General features: G+C 55.6%; 23 protein-coding genes. 8 read left to right on the plus strand and 15 right to left on the minus strand.

Features of this window, described 5'->3' with window-relative positions:
- Positions 1–102: 102 nt before the first annotated feature.
- The 4 genes from GOV89_RS19525 to tsf all read left to right on the plus strand — a co-directional run bounded on the left by GOV89_RS19525 (position 103) and on the right by tsf (position 3610).
- Entirely contained in the window at positions 103–858 is a 756-nt protein-coding gene (locus tag GOV89_RS19525) for a GNAT family N-acetyltransferase (protein ID WP_171238845.1), read from the plus strand.
- 5 nt (positions 859–863) lie between these two features.
- Complete coding sequence (locus tag GOV89_RS19530) at positions 864–1700, plus strand: lysophospholipid acyltransferase family protein (protein ID WP_171238846.1); 837 nt, start codon at positions 864–866, stop codon at positions 1698–1700.
- A gap of 166 nt (positions 1701–1866) precedes the next feature.
- Complete coding sequence (rpsB, locus tag GOV89_RS19535) at positions 1867–2658, plus strand: 30S ribosomal protein S2 (RefSeq protein ID WP_171234285.1); 792 nt, start codon at positions 1867–1869, stop codon at positions 2656–2658.
- A 76-nt stretch (positions 2659–2734) separates the two neighbouring features.
- Positions 2735–3610 carry a translation elongation factor Ts gene (gene tsf, locus GOV89_RS19540; protein ID WP_171238847.1) on the plus strand — a complete coding sequence of 292 codons (876 nt, stop codon included), beginning with the start codon at positions 2735–2737 and terminating at the stop codon, positions 3608–3610.
- Positions 3611–3989: 379 nt separating this feature from the next.
- Here the strand turns inward: tsf and GOV89_RS19545 are convergent, their stop codons facing one another.
- The 3 genes from GOV89_RS19545 to GOV89_RS19555 form a co-directional block, all read right to left on the minus strand.
- The gene (locus GOV89_RS19545) at positions 3990–4745 is read right to left on the minus strand and encodes an autoinducer binding domain-containing protein (RefSeq protein ID WP_171173992.1); all 756 of its coding nucleotides are present in this window, start codon (positions 4743–4745) and stop codon (positions 3990–3992) included.
- Positions 4742–5191, minus strand: coding sequence for a type II 3-dehydroquinate dehydratase (gene aroQ, locus GOV89_RS19550; protein ID WP_171238848.1), 450 nt, complete (start codon positions 5189–5191; stop codon positions 4742–4744). The genes GOV89_RS19545 and aroQ overlap by 4 nt, the downstream gene beginning before the upstream one ends.
- 129 nt (positions 5192–5320) lie before the next feature.
- Positions 5321–6316, minus strand: coding sequence for an NADPH:quinone oxidoreductase family protein (locus GOV89_RS19555; RefSeq protein ID WP_171238849.1), 996 nt, complete (start codon positions 6314–6316; stop codon positions 5321–5323).
- Between the two features lie 149 nt (positions 6317–6465).
- On the opposite strand from GOV89_RS19555, the gene GOV89_RS19560 reads away from it, so the two are divergent.
- Together GOV89_RS19560 and GOV89_RS19565 are read left to right on the plus strand one after the other, a co-directional pair.
- Positions 6466–7284: an SDR family oxidoreductase gene (locus GOV89_RS19560; RefSeq protein ID WP_171238850.1), complete on the plus strand. Its 819-nt coding sequence runs from the start codon at positions 6466–6468 to the stop codon at positions 7282–7284.
- Between the two features lie 14 nt (positions 7285–7298).
- Positions 7299–8333, plus strand: a complete 1035-nt coding sequence (locus tag GOV89_RS19565) for a phosphotransferase family protein (RefSeq protein WP_171238851.1) — start codon at positions 7299–7301, stop codon at positions 8331–8333.
- A gap of 18 nt (positions 8334–8351) precedes the next feature.
- Here the strand turns inward: GOV89_RS19565 and GOV89_RS19570 are convergent, their stop codons facing one another.
- A complete protein-coding gene (locus tag GOV89_RS19570; RefSeq protein ID WP_171238852.1) occupies positions 8352–8963 on the minus strand; it encodes a 2-hydroxychromene-2-carboxylate isomerase in 612 nt (203 codons plus the stop codon).
- A 194-nt stretch (positions 8964–9157) separates the two neighbouring features.
- On the opposite strand from GOV89_RS19570, the gene GOV89_RS19575 reads away from it, so the two are divergent.
- Positions 9158–10390: a serine hydrolase gene (locus GOV89_RS19575; RefSeq protein WP_171238853.1), complete on the plus strand. Its 1233-nt coding sequence runs from the start codon at positions 9158–9160 to the stop codon at positions 10388–10390.
- 52 nt (positions 10391–10442) lie between these two features.
- Positions 10443–11312: an acyl-CoA thioesterase II gene (locus GOV89_RS19580; protein ID WP_171238854.1), complete on the plus strand. Its 870-nt coding sequence runs from the start codon at positions 10443–10445 to the stop codon at positions 11310–11312.
- Here the strand turns inward: GOV89_RS19580 and GOV89_RS19585 are convergent.
- The 11 genes from GOV89_RS19585 to GOV89_RS19635 all read right to left on the minus strand — a co-directional run bounded on the left by GOV89_RS19585 (position 11309) and on the right by GOV89_RS19635 (position 21765).
- On the minus strand, positions 11309–12076 hold the full coding sequence (locus tag GOV89_RS19585; protein WP_171238855.1) for an SDR family oxidoreductase: 768 nt from the start codon (positions 12074–12076) through the stop codon (positions 11309–11311). The two genes, GOV89_RS19580 and GOV89_RS19585, sit on opposite strands and share 4 nt — an antisense overlap.
- Positions 12077–12252: 176 nt before the next feature.
- Complete coding sequence (gene phoB / locus GOV89_RS19590; RefSeq protein WP_171090046.1) at positions 12253–12942, minus strand: phosphate regulon transcriptional regulator PhoB; 690 nt, start codon at positions 12940–12942, stop codon at positions 12253–12255.
- 12 nt (positions 12943–12954) lie between these two features.
- A complete protein-coding gene (gene phoU, locus GOV89_RS19595; RefSeq protein ID WP_171234567.1) occupies positions 12955–13656 on the minus strand; it encodes a phosphate signaling complex protein PhoU in 702 nt (233 codons plus the stop codon).
- Positions 13657–13681: 25 nt separating this feature from the next.
- Positions 13682–14479: a phosphate ABC transporter ATP-binding protein PstB gene (gene pstB / locus GOV89_RS19600; protein ID WP_171090042.1), complete on the minus strand. Its 798-nt coding sequence runs from the start codon at positions 14477–14479 to the stop codon at positions 13682–13684.
- Positions 14480–14491: 12 nt separating this feature from the next.
- A complete protein-coding gene (gene pstA, locus GOV89_RS19605) occupies positions 14492–15823 on the minus strand; it encodes a phosphate ABC transporter permease PstA (protein ID WP_171238856.1) in 1332 nt (443 codons plus the stop codon).
- A complete protein-coding gene (gene pstC / locus GOV89_RS19610; protein ID WP_171238857.1) occupies positions 15820–17292 on the minus strand; it encodes a phosphate ABC transporter permease subunit PstC in 1473 nt (490 codons plus the stop codon). The genes pstA and pstC overlap by 4 nt, the downstream gene beginning before the upstream one ends.
- A 93-nt stretch (positions 17293–17385) precedes the next feature.
- On the minus strand, positions 17386–18426 hold the full coding sequence (locus GOV89_RS19615; RefSeq protein ID WP_171090036.1) for a substrate-binding domain-containing protein: 1041 nt from the start codon (positions 18424–18426) through the stop codon (positions 17386–17388).
- A 193-nt stretch (positions 18427–18619) separates the two neighbouring features.
- Complete coding sequence (locus tag GOV89_RS19620) at positions 18620–19666, minus strand: ATP-binding protein (RefSeq protein ID WP_171238858.1); 1047 nt, start codon at positions 19664–19666, stop codon at positions 18620–18622.
- A gap of 28 nt (positions 19667–19694) precedes the next feature.
- Positions 19695–20219 carry a gamma carbonic anhydrase family protein gene (locus GOV89_RS19625; protein WP_171174017.1) on the minus strand — a complete coding sequence of 175 codons (525 nt, stop codon included), beginning with the start codon at positions 20217–20219 and terminating at the stop codon, positions 19695–19697.
- Entirely contained in the window at positions 20216–20857 is a 642-nt protein-coding gene (gmk, locus tag GOV89_RS19630) for a guanylate kinase (RefSeq protein ID WP_171090030.1), read from the minus strand. Before gmk ends, GOV89_RS19625 begins: the two co-directional genes overlap by 4 nt.
- A gap of 17 nt (positions 20858–20874) precedes the next feature.
- Complete coding sequence (locus tag GOV89_RS19635; protein WP_171238859.1) at positions 20875–21765, minus strand: YicC/YloC family endoribonuclease; 891 nt, start codon at positions 21763–21765, stop codon at positions 20875–20877.
- Between the last annotated feature and the right edge of the window lie 105 nt (positions 21766–21870).

Genomic DNA, 21870 nt, shown 5'->3' on the forward strand with positions numbered 1-21870 from the left:
ACTGGTTTAGGAAAGGTTAACAACATGGGTCAAATCACCGGTTGTTGCCTTCGGTTGATCAACTGAGGTATCAGCGGCGAAAAGAAAGCGGATACCACCTTTATGCCGGATACAGGCCCAACCTTTACCGTCAAGCTGGCCGAGACCGAGGCGGAGTTAAAAGCTGCGCAACGCCTGCGCTATGACGTCTTCGTGCGCGAACTGGGTGGTGGTGGCGACTTGGTGGATCACGAGGCAGGGTTAGAGAAAGACCGGTTTGATCCCTATTTCGATCACATGTTGGCATATGACGACAACACTGGCGAAATCATTGGTGTTTACCGGATGTTGCCGGGTGAACGTGCCGCGGAAGTGGGCCAGTTTTATTCAGAAGATGAATATGATCTGACGGTGTTGAAAAGCAGTGGGCGTAAGCTGTTGGAGCTTGGTCGGTCCTGTTTGCATCCCGACTATCGTGGCGGCACTGCCATGTATCATCTTTGGAACGGGCTGGCGGCCTATGTTACCGAGCGTGAGATCGAAGTGCTGTTTGGGGTCGCAAGCTTTCACGGCACGGATGTCGCAACGCTGGCGCAACCTTTATCCATGTTGCATCACAACCATCTGGCCCCGCCCGAATTGCGGGTACGCGCGCAGCCTGACGTTTTTCAATCCATGGATTTGGTTGCCAAGGACGCCTTGGACCGTCGGGCGGCCATGGTTCAGGTGCCTGCTTTGATCAAAGCTTACCTGAGACTTGGCGGTTTCGTGGGCGAGGGCGCCTTTATCGATCACAAATTCAACACCACTGATGTGTGCCTGATCCTCGACACTGCTCGTATGAACGACCGGCAGCGCCGCATCTACGGTGGAGCCTGACACCCGTGAACGACCCGCTTTGGAACAGTGAAGACGCACCTGATCCGATCGAACTTGGAGTAGTCGGATGGGTTTTGGTTTTTGTACGCGGGCTGCCCCTTGCCCTTTTGGTCTTTGGCGGCTTGTTCTTGCTTTTAGCCGTTCGACTGGTTGAGTATCCGTTGTGCGGAGTGCGCAGACCCGTCACGCCGTTCATCACGCAATTTGTGTGCCGCAGTGCGTTTCGGATACTCGGCATAGAGTTCCGAACCTCTGGCGTGTTGATGAAAGAGCAGGGGGCGGTGGTGGCCAATCATACCTCTTGGCTGGACATTTTTGCCCTGAACGCGCGTAAGAGGGTCTATTTTGTGTCGAAGGCCGAAGTCGCGAAATGGCCCGGAGTCGGATGGTTGGCCCGCGCCACCGGCACCGTGTTCATCCAACGGGACCGTGCAAAAGCCAAAGAACAGACCAAACTGTTCGAAACCCGCCTGAAAGCGGGACACAAGCTGCTGTTCTTTCCCGAAGGCACTTCGACGGATGGATTGCGTGTTTTGCCATTTAAAACAACGCTTTTCGCGGCGTTCTTTGCGGATGAGCTGCGCGACTTCATGTATATCCAACCGGTTTCGGTCGTCTTTCATGCGCCCAAAGGACAGCCCAAACGATTTTACGGCTGGTGGGGCGATATGGAGTTCGGCCCGCATTTGCTCAAGACACTTGGCGCGCACAGGCAAGGTTCTGTTGAACTGATTTATCACGCTCCGGCAAAGGTAAGCGATTTTGAAAACCGCAAAGCGTTGGCAGCGCATTGTGAAGATGCCGTCAGGCACGCCCATGCTTTGGCTTTGCTTGAGAAATAAGGGCAATTGGCCCTTGCGTTGCTTCCAAACCTGCCGTATACGCGCGCCATTCAAACCCGCAGGCGGGGTTTGGGCTTTTTGAGGGAGACATCCTCATCAAGACCGCCGGTTGGAGCATCCGCTTCTTTCACCCCCGCCCAGGCGTAAACCGGAAAAGGAAAATAGCATGGCTCTTCCCGAGTTCTCCATGCGTCAGCTGCTGGAAGCTGGCGTTCACTTTGGTCACCAGACACAGCGTTGGAATCCCCGCATGGGCCCGTTTATCTACGGCTCGCGCAATGGCATCCACATCATGGACCTGACCCAGACCGTTCCGATGCTGGACCAGGCTCTGCAAGCTGTTCGTGACACCGTTGCCAAAGGCGGCCGCGTTCTGTTCGTTGGTACCAAGCGTCAGGCAGCTCAGCCGATCGCAGATGCTGCTGAAAAGTCGGCTCAGTACTACATGAACCACCGCTGGCTGGGCGGCACGCTGACCAACTGGAAAACCGTTTCCCAGTCGATCAACCGTCTGAACCAGATCGACGAAGCAATGGAATCGGGCGCCGAAGGCCTGACCAAGAAAGAGCGTCTGGGCATGGAACGTGACCAGGCCAAGCTGCAAGCTTCGCTGGGCGGTATCCGCGAGATGGGCGGCGTACCGGATCTGCTGTTCGTCATCGACGTCAAGAAAGAAGCGCTGGCCATTGCCGAAGCCAACAAGCTGGGCATCCCGGTTGTGGCTGTTGTCGACACCAACTGCTCGCCCGACGGCGTTGACTATATCATCCCCGGCAACGACGACGCAGCCCGCGCAATCGCGCTGTACTGTGATCTAGCCGCACGTGCCGCTCTGGACGGTATGACCGCTCAGATGGGTGCTGCTGGCGTTGATCTGGGTGCCTTCGAAGAAGCTCCGGTTGAAGAAGCCGTTGCAGAAGAAGCCCCCGCCGAAGCAGAAACACCTGCCGAAGCGTAAGCTGCCCGTCACGTAAATGACATATGGGGCAGGGTATGACCTGCCCCAATTCCGTTTGAATTGAGGAGAGCCAAAGATGGCAATCACAGCAGCAATGGTTAAAGAACTGCGCGACTCGACCGGCGCAGGCATGATGGACGCGAAAAAAGCGCTGACCGAAACCGGCGGCAACATGGACGAAGCCGTTGACTGGCTGCGCACCAAGGGCTTGGCCAAAGCGGCCAAGAAATCGGGCCGTACCGCAGCAGAAGGTCTGGTTGCAGTTCACGTGAACGGTGGCAACGGTGTTGCTGTCGAAGTGAACTCGGAAACCGACTTCGTTGCGAAGAACGCTGAGTTCCAGGAAATGGTTGGCAAGATCGCATACGCCGCGGAAGGCGTCGACAATGTCGAGGCACTGCTGGCCGCTGATCTGGGTGGCAAGAACGTTGCAGACACCCTGACCGACAAGATCGCCACCATTGGTGAAAACATGTCGGTGCGTCGTATGGCGAAACTGTCGGGCGACACCGTTGTGTCCTACGTTCACAACGCGGCCACCAACGGCATGGGCAAAATCGGCGTTCTGGTTGCGCTGTCGGGCGGCGACGAAGCCATCGGCAAGCAGGTTGCGATGCACATCGCAGCTGTGAACCCCGCTGCTCTGTCTGAGGCCGACATGGATCCGGCTGTTGTCGAAAAAGAAAAGCAGGTTCAGATGGACATCGCCCGCGAATCCGGCAAGCCGGAGCAGGTGATCGAGAAGATGATCGAAGGCCGTATGAAGAAATTCGTCGCCGAATCGACCCTGCTGAACCAGTCGTTCGTTGTGAACCCTGACCTGACCGTTGAAGCAGCGGCCAAAGAAGCGGGCGCAACCATCACTGGCTTTATCCGTCTGGAAGTTGGCGAGGGCATCGTGGTCGAAAAAGAAGACTTCGCAGCCGAGGTTGCCAAAGCCGCTCAAGGCTAAGCACGTTATTGAGAAAGGTTCTGCTTGAGGGCCTTATCTCTGCAAAACGAAAGGGTTACTCTGTGCGTAACCCTTTTTTGTTCGCGCAAAATCAGTCGCGATGAACGTTTTTCTGTTGTCTGAGAATGAAATGGAGGGCCCCGCTTGATGGGGATGGTCGGGGCCCCCCAAAATTCCGACACTGGTACGCGGAAGAATAAACGCCCCTTTGTCAGAGTGATTGGAGAGCTCTGTTATTGCAAAGATCCAATCGAATGTTCCCTGGCTAAAGCCACCACTCACGGAACACTCTCACTTTGCAACTTTTAGGATAGATCTGAAAAGTACTGATTTCCTTACCTAGGGTAAACTGACGCGGGATGGCGTCAAAATCTAGCGTTCAGGCTTCCATTATGAACATCTGATTGTGTAGCGATGCCTTGAGAACGGCTTGCGCCGTTGTTTCGACCGACAACGCTTCGCGCGCGAGTCGCAGGTGCTTTTCGACCGTGGCCGATGTCAGCCCCATCAGCAAAGCGATGTCTTGCGTTGTCTTGCCATCGCCCACCCACTGTAAAGCTTCCCGCTGTCGTTTTGTCAGCGCGCGGTTTGGCGGGTTGAACGGCAATGTAAGAATTTTCAGGTGTGCGACGTTGTTCATCAACAGAATGTCTTCGCCATGCTCTTCCCAGACCGAGTCAATTTCTTCCTGGCTCAAGCCGGTTTTGGCCGAAAGGGAAATCGCGCCTTTCGATCGCATGGACACCGAGTTGAAACTGACCGTATAGCCAGCCACAACGCCCATGGACTTGTTGAACTCGTACACTTTGCGTTCTTCGTTCGTCAAAGTGCCGCTGGAGTTCATGTCCTGGAGCATCTTCCAGCTTGCAGCGCCTTCGTTGTCCAATGCCCATTTCAACATTGGGGCGTGAAAGTACAGGCCGTCCTTTAGAAATCCGTCGACATAGGCGCGCTTGTGATTGGTCAGAATTACAAAGTCTTCGGGATCGCCCAAAGACGTCGCAGTTCTGTAAAGCGTATATCCATAGATAAGACGTTCGAACCCATACTGGGACATCTGGCGACAATGAGCATCCCACAGGTCTTCCATGGTTTTGGTATAGCTGACAAAACGCAGGTATTCCTTCAAAGTCATACGGCGTCACCTGCCTTCAAATGCGCGGCCAGCGCGTCCAACGCCAGGATATAGCTCTCGGCGCCGAAACCACAAATCTGACCCAGTGCCACCGGAGCGATATAAGACTTGTGCCTGAAGGGTTCGCGGGCATGAATGTTGGACAGGTGCACTTCGACCAAAGGCAACTCAACCGAGGCAATGGCATCCATCAGGGCAATCGACGTGTGCGTATAAGCGCCCGCATTCAGGATCAGTCCAGACTGCACACCGCGCGCGGCATGGATTGCGTCAAGTAAGACGCCCTCGTGGTTGGACTGCAAATGCGACACGTCCAGCCCAACGGACGCGCCATGCTGACGGCAGCGTTCCTCGATCATATGTAAAGTCGTACTGCCGTAGACCTCAGGCTGACGTGTGCCAAGCAGATTGAGGTTAGGTCCGTTTAATACCAGAACTTTATGCATATCTATAAAATCCCCATTAATGGTTCATAGACAGCAAAAGGCCGGATTGTCCACCTGACATTACATTACAAATTCCAATTTGCGACTTTGGTGCAAACCCTCGCGCAAGGTGGTTGTTTCGCGTTCAGCTCAACCCATTGTGACAACCAGTTTTCCGAGAACCGCGCGCTGCGACATCTGCTCGAGCGCCTCATGCGCGCGTTCGAGTGGGAACCGCGCGCTGATACGAGGCTTTATTTGTCCTGAAGCATAAAAGGCGAACAGATCCGCGACGTTCTGGGCATGGCCTTTGGGGTCACGGAAGACAGAAGCGCCCCAGAAAACGCCGACGATTTGACAGCCCTTCAAAAGCGGAAGGTTTAAAGGGATCTGCGGAATACCTGCGGGAAAACCGACCACAAGATAGCGTCCATTCCAGGCCATGCAGCGTAAGGACGGTTCAGCCAATGCACCGCCCACAGCATCATACACCACATCCACGACGTTAGGGCCGGCGATCTTCTTGACCTCGGCTGAAAAGGCTTTCTGCGCGTCATTGTTCAAGTCGCGTGGGTAGATGACAACCTCGTCCGCGCCAATCTGGCGACAAAACTCGGCCTTTTCGGCAGAAGAGACGCCGGCTATCACTTTGGCGCCCATGGCTTTTCCAAGTTCGATAGCCGCGGATCCGACGCCACCAGATGCCCCCAGAACCAATAGAGTTTCGTTAGTCTTCAGGTTCGCCCGATCCTTCAGTGCGTGATAGGACGTACCATAGGTGAAAATGAAACAAGCGGCCTCATCATACGGTATCGCATCAGGTATTTTGATGGCGCTGTCGGCACGGATCGTTGCGTGGGTCGCGAACCCATCATGCCCTGTAAGCGCCAAAATGCGGTCGCCAATCTTGAACCCCGTGACGTTTTCACCAAGGGCTAGCACTTTACCTGCGATTTCGCCGCCGGGTGCAAATGGGCGGGGCGGTTTAATCTGATACAGATCCCGGATGATCAGCGTATCCGGGAAGTTCACGCCGGCCGCTTTTACGTCTACCAACAGCTGCCCTTTACCGGGCTGCGGATCGGGCAGGGTGGTAAGCTTCAGTGTTTCGGGTCCGCCCGGTGCGACGCTGAGTAACGCTTGCATAAGACCTCTGTTCTGCCTGTAACTTGTGATTAGGAAGTTTTGGTGCCGAACATGGGTTTGTCAACGTGAACGACCGCTGACTGCCGTAACGGCATTAAGCGGGCCAGAGCAAGCTTTCACAGGCGCGAACAAGAACGAGGAGCACGATCATGACGCCAGAAACCCTGTTTTCTCTTGAGGGCAAGACTGCACTGGTCACAGGCGGTGCGACAGGGATCGGGCGCATGGCGGCCGAGGCGCTGGTCAGGGCGGGGGCGCGTGTTCTGATCGCGTCGCGCAAAGGGGATGCCTGCGCCGAAGTGGCCGCTGAACTGAACGCATTGGATGCGCCAGGCAGCGCCGAGGGGTTTAGCGGAGATATCGGAAGCGAGGAAGGGATCGCCAGCCTTGTTTCTGACATTCAAGACCGAACCGAACGACTTGATATTCTTATGAATAACTCCGGTGTGTCGTGGGGTGCTCCGCTGGGCCAGTTTCCTTATGACGCGTGGGGCAAGGTGATGTCCGTCAATGTGACGGGGATTTTCGAGCTGACCCAACGGCTTTTGCCTATACTGATGAAGTCGGGAACGGCCGATGATCCTGCCCGAATAGTCAATGTGGGGTCTGTGATGGGTGAAGTGCCCATGGGGGACGGAGCGTACAGCTATTCGGCTTCAAAGGCTGCGGTTCTGCATCTGACCAAGATCATGGCCAAAGAGCTTTCGCCATACCACATCACGGTTAACGCGCTGGCGCCGGGACCGTTTGTCTCTCGTATGACGGCGTTTGCCACGGCGGACGAGGGTACACGCGAAAAGGTTGGCAAATCGGTTCCATTGGGCCGGGTCGGGCGCGACGAAGACATTGCAGGATGTATGCTGTTTCTGTGCGGGCGTGGCGGCAGCTACGTAACCGGTGCGGTGATCCCGGTTTCGGGTGGAATCAATGTGGTAACAGCCGGAAATATCTTTGCAGAAGCCCTGTGACTGGAAGGCAAGCCATGAGCAATGACATCCATCTGGATCTTGCGGCGGTAGACAGGTATCTCAGCGCAAATCTCTCTGGTTACGAAGGTCCGTTAGAGGCGACAAAGTTTTCAGTTGGGCAGTCCAATCCAACATTTGAGCTTAGAACGCCGGGCAAAACCTATGTGCTAAGGCGAAAGCCACCTGGCGTTCTTCTGAAATCGGCACATGCCGTAGACCGCGAGTTCAGAGTTCAAAGCGCGCTGGCAGGCAGCCATGTGCCTGTGCCCGAGATGTTTCTTCTGTGCGAGGACGACAGCATCATAGGCTCGGCCTTCTACGTGATGGAGCGTCTGCACGGCAGAATTTTTCCCGAACCAACGCTGCAGGGCGAAACCAACGAAACGCGCGCGGCCGTGATGAATGAGATGAACAGGGTTCTTGCCCAGTTGCACATGGTCGACATCGATGCCGTGGGGTTGTCCGATTATGGGCCGACAGGCAATTACTATGAGCGTCAGATCTCGCGCTGGACCAAACAGTATCGTGCGTCAGAGACTTCGGTGATCGAAGACATGGATGCCTTGGCCTCCGAGCTTGAACGCTCTGTACCGCAAGATGACGGGCAGCGAACACTGGTGCACGGTGACTATCGTATAGACAATCTGATGTTCGCAGCTGAAAGCGCCAACTGTATCGGCGTATTGGATTGGGAACTGTCCACGATCGGGCATCCCTATGCGGATCTGGCAGCCGTGATCATGCAGTGGCAGTTGCCTCCGGGAAAACAAGGGCGCGGGTTGGCCGGAATTGATCGGGACAATCTGGGCTTGCCCAGTGATCAGGCCTTTGTCGCCCAATACTGCAAGCGGCGCGGTTTGGATGGAATTGAAAATTTCGGTTTTTACCTGGCTTTCAATTTCTTTCGCATGGCTGGAATTCTGCAAGGTGTCTATAAACGCGCGCTGGATGGAAATGCCTCTGACCCAGAGCGAGCCAAGGCATACGGCGCTTATGTTCCCCTGTTCGCGCAGCACGGTCTGAAAGCGCTTCACGGCACTTTCACATAAACCTGTAAGTTACAGGTTTTACACGCCGTTTGAACTTAGAAGCTCAACTTCGACATTGGGCAGACTGTTCTTGCCAAAGAACATCTCGGGCCCGACGAACAGGCTTGGAACACCAAATACTCCGCGTCGCACGTTGGCTTTGGTTTGATCTTTCAAGTTCTGTTTGACGTCAGGATCGCTCATTGCCTCGCGGATTTTGCGAACGGGCAGTTCGTTCTCTTGCAAGATGTCGATCAGCACGGCGATCTCATCGACCTTTTGCCCGTGCACCCAAATCGCATCAAAAACCGCGCTTATGTATTTACTTTCCCAAGATTTCCCCCTTGCAAAATGCGCGCCGCGCATCGCGAATTTTGTGTTCATCGGAAAATGCGGACTCATGTGAAAACTCAATCCACGCCGACGCGCAAAGCGGTGCAGGTCATGCGTGAGATACGCTGTTTTCTGGCGGTTTTCGGAAAAGGCTTGAAACGGGCTTTGGTTATGGGTCGCTTTGAACACGATAGGTAGTAGGACAGGGACATAAGTGAACTTAACATCATACCGTGCCGAAAGCTCTGGCAGCGTTTTATGCGCCAAAAAGGCATTTGGGCTGCAAAAATCATAAACAAAATCTATGTTTTGCGTCATGGTGTTCCTTTCCAGTGGTCTGGTGATACCTGACTCTGTCAGCCCTTTCGAATCCGGGCCAGCCTCAGTTTAACACTTCATCGCAACGCGGGCTTCCGAAGTCTTCGGGGAAGCTACCTATTAGTAAAAAAATCTCTGTTAACTCGCCCCTTAAACCGAGACACTCAGCACGGAAACCAGATGGAAGAGGTCGAATGCCCCACCAAAACGTAAGTTTTGATCCGTCGCGATTGGATCATATTCGGGCCTGGATGGACCGCTATGTTGAGCAACGAAAATACGCAGGGTCGTCTTTTCTGTTGCGGCAAAGCGGGTCCGAGGCCTTTTATCACGCAAGCGGTCTGCGCAATCGGGAAGTCAACCTGCCATTTCAACGCGATACACTGGTGCGCATCTATTCCATGACAAAGCCGATCACATCGGTTGCCCTGATGATTCTGGCTGAGCGCGGGTTATTTCATCTGGACGCTCCGCTGTCTGATTTCCTTCCTGAATTCAAAGAAATGCACGCGCTTGTTGCAGGGGCTGAAACTTTGGAGCAGACGGAAGACGCTCCATCGCCAAGCTTGCATCAGATGATGACTCATACCAGTGGTTTCAGCTATCCCTTCAACCCCGGAATTCTGCCCCAAGCCATGGATGAACAGGATCTTATTTTCAAGCCTGATCAAGGGCTTTTGGAAGATCGCGTCCGGGATCTGGCACGGTTTCCTCTGGCCTTTCAGCCCGGTGCGCGTTGGGAGTATTCGGTCGGCACGGATGTTCTGGGTCGTGTGATCGAGGTGGTATCAGGTCAGACGCTGGATCAATTCTTTCAACAGCACATATTTGAACCGCTGGACATGCGTGAGACCGGGTTTTCGGTGCCACTTGGGGCAGGGGACCGATTTGCATCGCTCTATACACCGTTGGCAGGGGACGCGATGGCGCTTAATTCAGCAGATCAGGGCGGCGACAGCTTGCGATTGGTCGACAGCTATGACGGATCGCCGTTCAATAGCACGACGACTTTTTCAGGCGGCGGCGGTCTGGTTTCGACACTGGATGATTACGCCAAGTTTGCAGATATGCTGCGCAATCGCGGCACTGGGAACGGCCACCGTTTGCTTGGATCCAAGACCGTAGAGTTCATGATGCGCAATCACTTACCGGGTGATATCGCATCAATGGGTCCAAAAAGTTTTGCGGAACAGCCGATGGAGGGGATGGGCTTTGGCCTGGCGGGGTCGGTGGTTTTGAACCCCGGACGTGTCCGGGTACCCGGTTCGATTGGGGATTTCAGTTGGGGCGGTATGGCCTCGACCTACTTCTGGATTGATTGGCAGAATGACCTGACAGCCGTTTTCTTTACGCAATTGTCGCCATCCAGTTCGTACCCATCGCGGGCCGAGCTTAAAGCGCTGGTTCATGCGGCCATGATTGAATGATTTCTGTCTGCCTGATACCCCGTGGTCGAGTAAATGATCATGCGAGCACAAAATGACCGAAGCAGAACGCATCTTACTGGATCTTCTGGACATTGAACGACTCGAAGTCGATTTGTTCCGTGGTACGGGGTCCGGGGGTGAAACACCAACACGCATTTTCGGCGGACAGGTCATTGCACAGGCTCTGGCCGCTGCATATCGAACTGTGGAAGACCGTCTGTGTCATTCCCTCCATGCGTATTTCATTCGTCCGGGAGATCCTGAAAAGCCCGTTATTTATCAAGTTGATAGGGCGCGAGATGGAGGTTCCTTTACAACCCGCCGCGTGGTTGCCATTCAGCACGGCAAGCAGATCCTGAACATGTCAGCTTCGTTTCACGTACAGGACGAAGGTTGGGAACATCAGCACCCAATGCCAACTGTGAACGCGCCGGAAAGCTATCCGTCCCGGTCCGAATTGCGACAGTCTTATGTTGACCGAGTGCCCGAGCGCCTGCGCGGAGAGTTGTTGCGAGCGCGCCCGATCGAAGTGCGCGATGTGGACCATTTGGATCCGTTCACGCCGAAGGTGTCGGATGATCGGAACCAAACCTGGTTTCGCATGGCTGCTGCGGCTTCGGCGGACGCAATTACGCAGCACCTATTGCTGGCCTATGCCTCTGACATGAACCTCATGTCCTCAGGCTTGCGCCCACATGGATTGAGCTGGTTTACCGGAGAGTTCAACGGCGCAAGTCTGGATCACGCGCTTTGGTTTCATGCGCCTGTTCAGTTTCAGAATTGGCATCTCTATGTAATGGATTCGCCCTGGACGGGGCAGGGACGAAGTTTTAACCGCGGCTCTATCTATTCCGAGGACGGAACGTTGATCGCCTCTGTGGCTCAGGAAGGGTTAATGCGCAGGGTTCAGAAAATAGGTTAAAAGGTGCCGATAAACTTTTGATTTAGTTTATTCATTCCCGACAACCACCTGTCATAATCCGCTGATTTTTGCTGCATGTAGTCCAATACTTGCGGATGCGGCAGGACCAAGAACTGTTCTTGCTCAATAGCTCTGACGCAAGCTTCGGCGACGTCACTGGGATCAAGCATACCGTCAATGGATGCAACCGACACGTCATGTCCTTCGGTCATTTTTGACCGGACACCTTGTGGGCACAATATCGAGACCCGTAAACCTTGTGATCTGTATGTCAGTGCAAGCCATTCTGCGAAACCGACGGCAGCGTGTTTGCTTACAGCATACGGAGCGGCTCCTGGTTGGTTCAGCAAGCCGGCCGCTGAGGCGGTTGTCAGAATGTATCCGCCACCGCGAGCGATCATACGTGGAACCAGATGCCGCGCTGTCCAAACATGTGACATCACATTGATTTTCCAAATCCGCTCCCAGTCTTCATCTGGAACGTCGAATCCGCCAAGCGTCAGAATTCCGGCATTTGCGCAAAACAAATCAATCGGACCCACAGTGTCTTCTGAGAGCTCTATCAGTGCTTTAATTTGATCCTCGTCGGACACATCGCAGGGAAATGCATGGCCACCGATCTGATCCGCCACAGATTGCGCGCCGGCGTCGTCGACATCGGAACACACGACCAGCGCACCTTCATCAGCAAAACGTTCGGCCAGACCGCGACCGATGCCATGCGCAGCACCGGTTACGACAACTGTTTTGTTTCTAAGGTCCATTTTCGTTCCTGTACGCCTGGTTGGAATACAGAGACATTGAATACATGCGTACGGTTAAGCAACCTTAGTGACTATTTACCATAATACCGATTACACGATAATTGGATAGAAGGCATGCACTTGCGACCATCTCGTCAAGAAGTTGTCGTAAGCTCTTGGTTTAAAGAACTCTCAGCTCAACCCAGTGCGTACCCCGCGCCGCGTACGGTCCGCACAGGATCTTCACCGCCATGTTGCGTCAACGCTTTGCGCAGCCGTCCAATGTGGACATCAACAGTTCGGGTATCCACATAGATGTCGCGGCCCCAAACGCGGTCCAATAACTGTTCGCGGCTCCAGACCCTGCCCGGCTTTTCCATGAAGGTGCTAAGCAAACGAAACTCGGTTGGACCGAGTTTCAAAGGTTTGCTGTCTCTGCTGACTTTGTGTGTCTCAGAATCCAGAACGATGTCGTCAAACTCCAGACGTATCCCAACCGTTGCCGGACGAACCCGGCGAAGCTGTGTGCGAACGCGCGCCATCAATTCGACAACAGAGTACGGTTTCACCACGTAGTCGTCCGCACCGGTTTCCAGACCACGCACTTTGTCGACTTCTTCAGTGCGCGCCGACAGCATGATAATCGGGATCGAACGTGTCTCGGGCCTGCTTTTAAGGCGGCGGCAAACTTCGATGCCGCTGAGGTTCGGCATCATCCAATCCAGAACGATGATGTCGGGGCAATCTTCATCCACCAGCAACATGGCCTCGTCGCCGCTGGCGGCTTTCGAGACGCGAAACCCTTCTGCTTCGAGGTTGTAGGCCAGCACTTCGCGTTGGGCCAGTTCATCCTCAACCACCAGAACTGTCGGTTGATCTGCGGACATCTCTGTCGTCTCCTACACGGTTTGCGACGTGGTGTCGGCCTTGGGCCGTGCCTCGGTTGGGCGTTCTCCGGTGACCAGATAGACCACCTGTTCGGCAATCGAGGTGACGTGATCGCCCATGCGTTCGATGTTCTTGGCGATGAAATGCAGGTGCATACAGGACGAGATATTGCGCGGATCCTCGGCCATGAAGGTCAAGAATTCGCGGAACAGACCGTTATACATCTGATCAACTTCTTCATCGCGGTTGATAACGTCGGTGGCAAGTTCGGCATCGCGCTGAATATAGGCATCCAGCGCATCGCGCAGCATGCGTTCAACTTCGCGCGCCATGCGGCGAAGGGCTGCAGCGCTGCCATTGATCTCGCCTGCATCAACCAGAACCGTGGTGCGCTTTGCGATATTCTTGGCATAGTCGCCGATCCGCTCAAGATTGCCCGAGACTTTCAGAACAGACAGCACCAACCGCAAGTCGCTGGCTGTGGGCGCACGCAGTGCGATCAGGCGCGCGGTTTCCTCGTCGATGATATCTTCCAGTGCATCAATGGCCTTGTCACCCTGCCGCACTTCTTGCGCCAGTTCCACATCACGGGTCTCGAGAGAGCGCGCGGCGCTCATGATGGCGGCTTCAACCAAGCCACCCATCTTCATGATATGCGCTTGGATCGCTTCCAGATCGCGGTCGAACGCAGACGCTATGTGTTGTTCGGTCAAATCGGACATTTCTGAATACCTGTGCTCAGCCGATACGGCCGGTGATGTAGCTTTCCGTGCGCGGATCTACGGGGTTGGTGAAGATCTGGCCGGTTTCTCCGAACTCGACCAGATTGCCCAGATGGAAGAAGGCGGTTTTCTGGCTGACCCGCGCAGCCTGCTGCATCGAGTGGGTCACGATAACCACCGAATAGCGCGAGCGCAGTTCGTCGATCAGCTCTTCGACTTGTGCGGTCGCAATCGGGTCCAACGCCGAGCATGGCTCGTCCATCAACAGAACTTCGGGTTCAGTCGCAACGGCGCGGGCGATGCACAGACGCTGTTGCTGACCACCCGACAGACCTGTTCCGGGCGCGTCCAGGCGGTCTTTAACCTCATCCCAGATCGCGCCGCGACGAAGGGATTTTTCAACGATTTCATCCAGTTCCGCTTTGTTCTTTGCAAGGCCGTGAATGCGCGGGCCATAAGCCACGTTGTCATAGATCGACTTGGGGAACGGGTTTGGCTTTTGGAACACCATGCCCACCTTGGCGCGCAACTGAACCGGGTCGACGCGCTTGTCATAGATGTCTTCGCCGTCCAGCAGGATATCGCCTTCGACCCGGCAGATGTCGATGGTGTCATTCATCCGGTTCAGACACCGCAGAAACGTGGATTTGCCACAGCCCGACGGGCCGATAAAGGCGGTCACAGTCTTGTCTTCAATCGCAACATCCACGTCTTTGATGGCATGGGTGTCGCCGTAATAGACCTGAACCTTTTTGGCGTTGATCTTGATGTCTTTGGAGTCCACGGCTCTCTCCACTCGTGTCATATCGTTCATTGGTGCCCCCTCTTACCAGCGGCGTTCAAAGCGGCGGCGCAGGATGATTGCGATGATATTCATGGTCAGCAGGAACATCAAAAGGATGATAATACCGCCCCATGCTTTCTCGTAGAACCCAACATCGGCACGCGCGGCCCAGGTGTAGATCTGCGCGGGCATGGCCGAGTTCGGCTCGGTAAAGCCAGCTACGAAGCCATCGGGATATCCGCGCGCCACAAAGCCTACCATGCCGATCAGAAGCAATGGTGCGGTCTCGCCCAGGGCTTGCGCCAGACCAATGATGGTGCCGGTCAGAATACCCGGTGCGGCCAGAGGCAAGACGTGGTGGAACACGGCCTGCATTTTCGAGGCCCCTACCCCCAACGCCGCGTCACGGATCGACGGGGGAACTGCCTTCAGCGAGGCTCGTGTCGAGATGATGATTGTCGGCAACGTCATCAGGGTCAGCACCAGACCACCGACCAAGGGCGCCGATTGCGGCAGATGCATAAACTGGATGAACACGGCCAGACCCAGAATACCGAACACAATCGACGGAACAGCGGCGAGGTTAGAGATATTCACCTCAATCAGGTCCGTAAACCGGTTCTGCGGTGCGAATTCCTCAAGGTAAATCGAAGCCGCGACACCGATGGGCAATGACAGCGCCAAAACCACCAGCATCATGAAGAACGAACCAACAACCGAAGCGCCGATGCCCGCCCCTCCGGGGTTGTCCACGCCCGAGTCTGCACCTGTAATGAAGGGCCAGTTAAATGCCTGTTTGATGATACCTGCCTCTTTCAGGGCATCGACCAGATCCAGGTCGCTAAGCTGCAGGAAGCGGCTGTCTTGCAGGGTGTCACGCGAAACGCGACCCTTGAAGTATCCGTCAACCCGGCTTGAGGCGGCCAGATCGAACTGTACCGCTTCCCCCAGTTTGTCTGGGTTGTCCGCGTAAAAGGTGCGGATCGTGCCACCCACTTTACCCAAAAGACGCTCAATCGCGTCCTGATCGAAATCGACGGTGACACCGCTTTCGGTCAACTGATCGTTCAGCGCACCGATAAACAGGTCGGAATAGGCTTTGGTCTTGAACAGAGTACCTTCTGCTTCGTCGCGTTGTGCCGGCGACAGAGTGAACTCGACGCTCACGACGGTACGCTGAAAGGCCGGGATGCCCTGCGACAAGATCGAAGCGAACAGCACGATCAGAAAGAAAAGCCCGGTCGCGATTGCAACGATACCATACGCGCGGAAACGCTTCTCTGCATTCGCACGCTTCTTTGTACGCGCGTCCGTGGCCATCAACGAAGACGCGTGACGGTCTGCGTTCGGGGTGTCCATGCTTGCGTCGGTCATTCGTACTGCTCCCGATACTTACGCACGATGTAGAGGGCAAAAACGTTGAGCCCCAGCGTGAGGATGAAAAGGGTCATGCCAAGGGCAAAGGCGACAAGCGCCTCGGGCGAGGCGAAGTCCGCGTCGCCGGTCAACTGGCTGACGATTTTGGCGGTGACGGTTGTCATCGCTTCAAAAGGATTGAGGCTGAGCCGGGCGGCGGCCCCTGCCCCCAAAACCACGATCATGGTTTCACCGATGGCGCGCGATGCCGCCAGCAGGATCGCACCCACGATACCGGGCAATGCGGCTGGCAGAACAACTTGGCGAATGGTCTCGGATTGGGTCGCACCCAAACCGTAAGATCCGTCGCGCATCGCCTGAGGTACCGCGTTGATGATGTCGTCAGACAGAGACGAAACAAATGGGATCAGCATGATCCCCATCACAATACCGGCGGTCATTACGGCTGTACCTGCCTTCATCCAGCCCAAACCGTTATCGCCGAACACGTCCAGCAAAAGCGGGCCGACAGTCAACAGGGCAAACAGACCGTAAACGATGGTCGGGATCCCGGCCAGAACCTCAAGCAGCGGCTTTGCGACAGAGCGCACGCGGGATGAGGCGTATTCGCTGAGGTAAATCGCGGCAAACAGTCCGATAGGAACAGCCACCAGCAGAGCCACCAGCGAGATATAGAACGTGCCCCACAGCAGAGGGATGATCCCCAGATCCGATGCGCCGCCGCGGCCCGAAAAGCTGGGCGCCCAGGTTGTCCCAAAGAAGAAGTCAGACGCGGGATAGAGCTTGAAGAACTCCCACGTGTTGAAAACCAGCGACAGAACGATTCCGATGGTCGTCAGAATCGCGATAGATGCCGCAGCCAGAAGCAGAAAGCGGATCCCCTGCTCGACCACGTTGCGGGCACGGTAGTCGGAATGTGTCTGAAACCAGCTAATTGCGGCTCCAATCAGAGCCACCAGAATGACCGCACCCGTCATGATCGCGTAACCGGTGGAATTCATGGCGCGGTAGCTTTGTGCAGCCCGCAGAACCGGTTGAGTGATATCGGACGTCACCACCTGCCCGGCATCTTTCAGGCGCTGCGTCACGTCGGTTACGTCCGCGCGCGCGTTGCGGGCCTGATCTTCCGAAAGCACGCCGGCGGCCACAGCGTTGTTCAGACCGTCCGCCGTGCGGCGTACTTCAGCCATAACCAGGCTTAGCGACGAGCCTTCTTTGACGGAAGTCTCTGGGATCATTTCGGAAACCTGAGACGACACGTATAGCGGCTGGGCCAGCAGCCAAATGATCAGCAGACCAAAGGCGGGTACAATCGCTTTAAGGGCTACATTTGCGCCGTAGTAAGTTGGCAGCGAATGCAGGTTCCGGCTGTCTCCGCCGGCGCTTTGCAAGGCGCGTGCGCGTCCTGACACATAACCGACTGCGGCGATCGCAAGCACGATCAGAAAGAGCCATAGTATCGGCATGACACCCCCGTAAGGTCTTGGCTGGGAATTTCGGAAAACACAGTTGGGGGCGGCATCAGTTGCCGCCCCCGGTCATTCAAGCCAAAGGCGGGATTAGCTGCCCGAACCCATGGTAACTTCGTTTGCGATGGCGTCCTGGGTCTTGGCCAGCTCAGGATCTGCAACCAGGCCGTAGTTGGCCAGAGGGCCGGAACCGCCTGCGATTTCATCAGCAGTAAAGAACTGTGCGTATTCTTTCAGGCCAGGGATCACGCCGATATGCGCTTTCTTGACGTAGAAGAACAGCGGACGCGACACAGGGTATTCACCCGACGCGATGGTCTCGGTCGACGGTGCGATACCGCCCATGGTGGCCACTTTCAGCTTGTCGGTGTTGTTCTCATAGAACGCCAGACCGAACACGCCGATGCCGTTGGGGTTGGTGTCGATACGCGCCAGAGTTTCGGTGTAGTCACCGTCGATGTCGACCGACTTACCGTCGGTGCGGACGTCCAGGCATGCGTCTTCTGCGTCATCTTCGCTCATGCCGCCTGCAACCATGGCTTCCATCGCGCCAGTGGCTTCGCAACCTTCCAGCAGAACCTTGTCTTCGAACACTTCACGGGTGCCGTGCTTGGTGCCCGGGATGAACATCGCGATTTCAACGTCCGGCAGATCGGCGTTGAACTCGGCCCAGCTGTTGAAGCTGTTGTCGACCAGTGCGCCGTCTTTCATGACTTTTGAACCGATGGCGTTGTAGATGTCAGCAGGCTCGAACGCGGTGAAGGCGGGGCCGGATTGCTGGCTGGCAAATACGATGCCATCATAACCGATGCGGACTTCCATGATGTCGGTCACGCCGTTTTCGGCACAGGCTTTGATTTCTTTTTCGCGGATTTTACGCGATGCGTTTGCAACGTCGATGGTGTTTTCGCCAACACCCTCACAGAAACGCTTCAGACCGGCCGAAGAGCCGCCGGATTCTACAACCGGGGTCGGGAAGTCGGTGTTTTCACCGAACAGTTCAGCAACAATCGAAGCATAAGGCAGAACGGTCGACGAACCGGCAACCTGTACGTTGTCACGGGCAGCAGCAGTGGTTGCCGAGACGGCAGCAATCGCCAGCGCAGAAGCCGACAGTTTGACAAAGGACATTTCAGTCTCCCTGAAAAGGTATGTTTGATCACCCCCATGATGATCCTGCGCGAACCCCTAGGCCGCATGCGTAAGCCTTTTGTGACAAGTGTGTAACGGTTTTATGACAACCTGCGTTTTGTAACGCTTTACGTGTCATAAAGTGATCCGACTGGGCGAAGCGGCGGTTTTTAAAGTCCGCTCTGGCAACGCGTCACCGTGGCAAAATCACCGTAAAAACAGAGCCTTTTCCCAACTCGCTCTCAACTCTTAGCCGTCCCCGGTGCCGGTTGACGATGTGTTTGACAATGGCAAGCCCAAGCCCTGTTCCCCCCAGTTGCCGGGATCTGTGGCTGTCCGCGCGATAGAATCGCTCTGTCAGACGTGGCAGATGAATCGGATCTATGCCGGGGCCTTTGTCGATGACCTGAACCCGCACCGACGGCCCCCTCAGCGCAGTGTCTCGTTCCATGGACAAAACGCGTACTGTCACGTTGCCGCCGCTGCCCCCGTATTTTATGCCGTTTTCGACGAGGTTGGTGAAAACCTGACGCAACTGGTCGCTGTCGCCGGTGACCGACACCGGTCCGTCCTGCGCTTCGAGTACCAAGGCCACGCCTGCGTCCTCGGCCAGAGGGCGCACTGAGTTCAGAATGGATTGTAACAGCCCCGTTAGTTCTAGCTGTTCAATGGGTCGGACGCGTTCTTCGCTTTCGACCCGATTGAGAGACAGAAGATCGCCAACCAATCGGTTCATTCTGTTGGCTTCATCCGTCATGATCTGAAGAAACCTCTCCCGCGCGCCTGGATCATCGCGCGCCGGGCCACGTAAGGTTTCGATAAAGCCCATCAACGCGGTCAGCGGGGTGCGCAACTCGTGGCTGACATTGGCCACAAAATCCCGCCGCATCTGGCTGGCGTGTTCCAGATGGGTGATGTCCTGAAATGAGGCCAAAACAGCCCCACCTGATACCGCGCCAACACCGTTCATATAGCGGCAATCAACCTCAAACGTCGTATCCTGCGCGCCGTCATTGGACAGGTGGCGCGTCTTTTTTGTGCTTTTGGTTTGGAGGCTTTGTTCAATGGCTTCCAATACCTGCGGTTGCCGCAGGATCGTGGCGAAGTGGCGTCCGACGATATTCTGACCAAGCAGAGTCTTTGCATCGGTATTGGCGGCAATGATCCGTTCCGTCTGATCCACCATCAGCGCGGGCATCGGAATCGCTTGGACAAATTCGTCTAACAGCTCGGTGGACATGACTTAAAACTCAATTGGCCCGAACGTCTTACGAGACAGGTTTTAAAGTTTTGCGAAACTTGCGCATGTTTTCCTGATAGTGAAGTGCGCTGAGTGTGATGCGTTGCGCCGATGCCTCGTCCAACTGTCGCACAACTTTGCCCGGCGCACCCATGACCAGCGAATTGTCTGGAATTTCTTTGCCCTCGGTGATCAGGGCCCCTGCCCCAATCAGACAATTTCGCCCGATCTTTGCGCCGTTCAAAATGATCGCGCCCATACCGATCAGTGAGTTGTCTCCAATTGTACAACCATGAAGCATGACCTTATGCCCGATCGTGCAGTTTGCCCCGATGGTCAAAGGAAAGCCCGCATCGATATGCATGACGCAATTCTCCTGCACGTTGCTTCCCGCGCCTACGCGGATTTCTTCGTGATCGGCGCGTATCGTACAGCCAAACCAAACCGAGGCACCCTGCTCCAACACCACTTTGCCAATCAGGTTGGCGTCGGGCGCGACCCATGTGTCCTCGTGTAAGTCCGGTGCGTGATCTCCCAAGGCGTAAACGGTCATGACAGGCCCTCGAACTCATTTTGCAATTTGCGCACATGCTGTTGCAGCTTTGGTTGCTGGATACGGCGCATTCGCTCGGCGCTGACAATGGTCTTCAGCTTTTCTTCGGTTGCCTCAAGATCATCATTAATCAGGACATAGTCGTAATAGCCCCAGTGGCTGATCTCATCCCAGCTTTTGAGCATGCGCTTGCCAATGACGTCATCGCTGTCCTGACCACGTGTCTCAAGACGGCGGCGCAGTTCGGGGATCGACGGTGGTAGAATGAAGATCGACAGGGCATGTTTGCCAAGGTCAGAGTTTCTGATCTGCACCTCACCTTGCCAATCAACGTCGAACAGAACATCCTTGCCAGTGTTGATCGAATTGCGCACGGGTTCTGCCGGTGAACCGTAGAAGTTTCCGAAAACATGGGCGTGCTCCAGCATCTGCCCTTCGGCCACTTGTTGCTTGAACTCGTCCTCTGACAGAAAGAAATACTCGCGCCCATGTTCTTCACCGGGACGCGGTGCGCGGGTCGTGGCCGAGATCGAGAATTCCAGATCTGTGTCCCAGGCCATCAGCCGTTTGGCCAACGTGGATTTGCCTGCCCCGGACGGAGAAGACAGGATGATTAAAAGGCCGCGGCGATCCGCCATGTCAGATGTTCCCATTCTTATTCTACGTTCTGCACTTGCTCGCGCATTTGATCGATCACCGCTTTTAGCTCAAGCCCAACAGCTGTCAGATCCGAGCTTTGGGCTTTGGAACACAGTGTGTTGGCTTCGCGGTTGAACTCCTGCATCAGGAAATCCAGCTTGCGGCCGACGGCACTGTTTTTCCCCAACAGATCGCGCGCGGCTTTGACATGTGCTGTTAATCGGTCGATTTCTTCCGTGATATCGGCCTTAACTGCGATCAGGGCCAATTCCTGCGCAACTCGTTCCGGGTCGGCGCCTTGTGAATTGTCCAGCACCCGCGCCAGATTTTCCCGCAAGGCCTGTGCCATATTATCCCTGCGATGTTCGGCCAGTTCTGCCGCTTTCGCGGTCAGCGTGGCGACCTGATCCAGTTGCGTGTTCAGAACCGCTGCCAACGCGGCGCCCTCTGTTCGGCGCATATCCAAGAACGCGTCGACAAGAGCGTCAAATTCAGCCGTGAGGTGGGCAACCAGTGGCCCCGGATCATCTGAATCCGATCCCGCATCCAGCATTCCCTTTAACGCCAACAGGTCTGAGGCCCGCGATGGGGCCAGAGTTATGCCACGCGCCGAGGCCATCTGTTCTGCCTGCTCAAGAGCGGTCAGCGCAGCGTTCATGGCTGTCTCGTTCAGAGCCAGTTCTGAGGCCGAGTCCTCGCGGTTCAGGCGCATCGACAGAGTAACATTCCCGCGGCTGAGGGATTTGGACAGTTTTGCCCGCAGCGCGGCCTCAAGCCCGGTCAGCCAATCCGGCACGCGCAGGCGCATGTCGAGCCCCTTGCCGTTCACACTGCGCAGTTCCCACGTCCAGCTATGTGGCCCGTGCTGCCCCTGTGCCGAGGCAAACCCGGTCATGGATCTGATCATACCCGCCCCTTCATTTGGCCCTGATGCGTCTCACTCATGTCGCACCTAATGCCATTGACCGGTGCAGGGCAAGTATTTGCTGAAAGCGCAATTGTTTGGTTCGAG

It is taken from the genome of Ruegeria sp. HKCCA5763, assembly GCF_013034545.1.
In the GTDB taxonomy this organism is placed as follows: Bacteria; Pseudomonadota; Alphaproteobacteria; order Rhodobacterales; family Rhodobacteraceae; genus Ruegeria.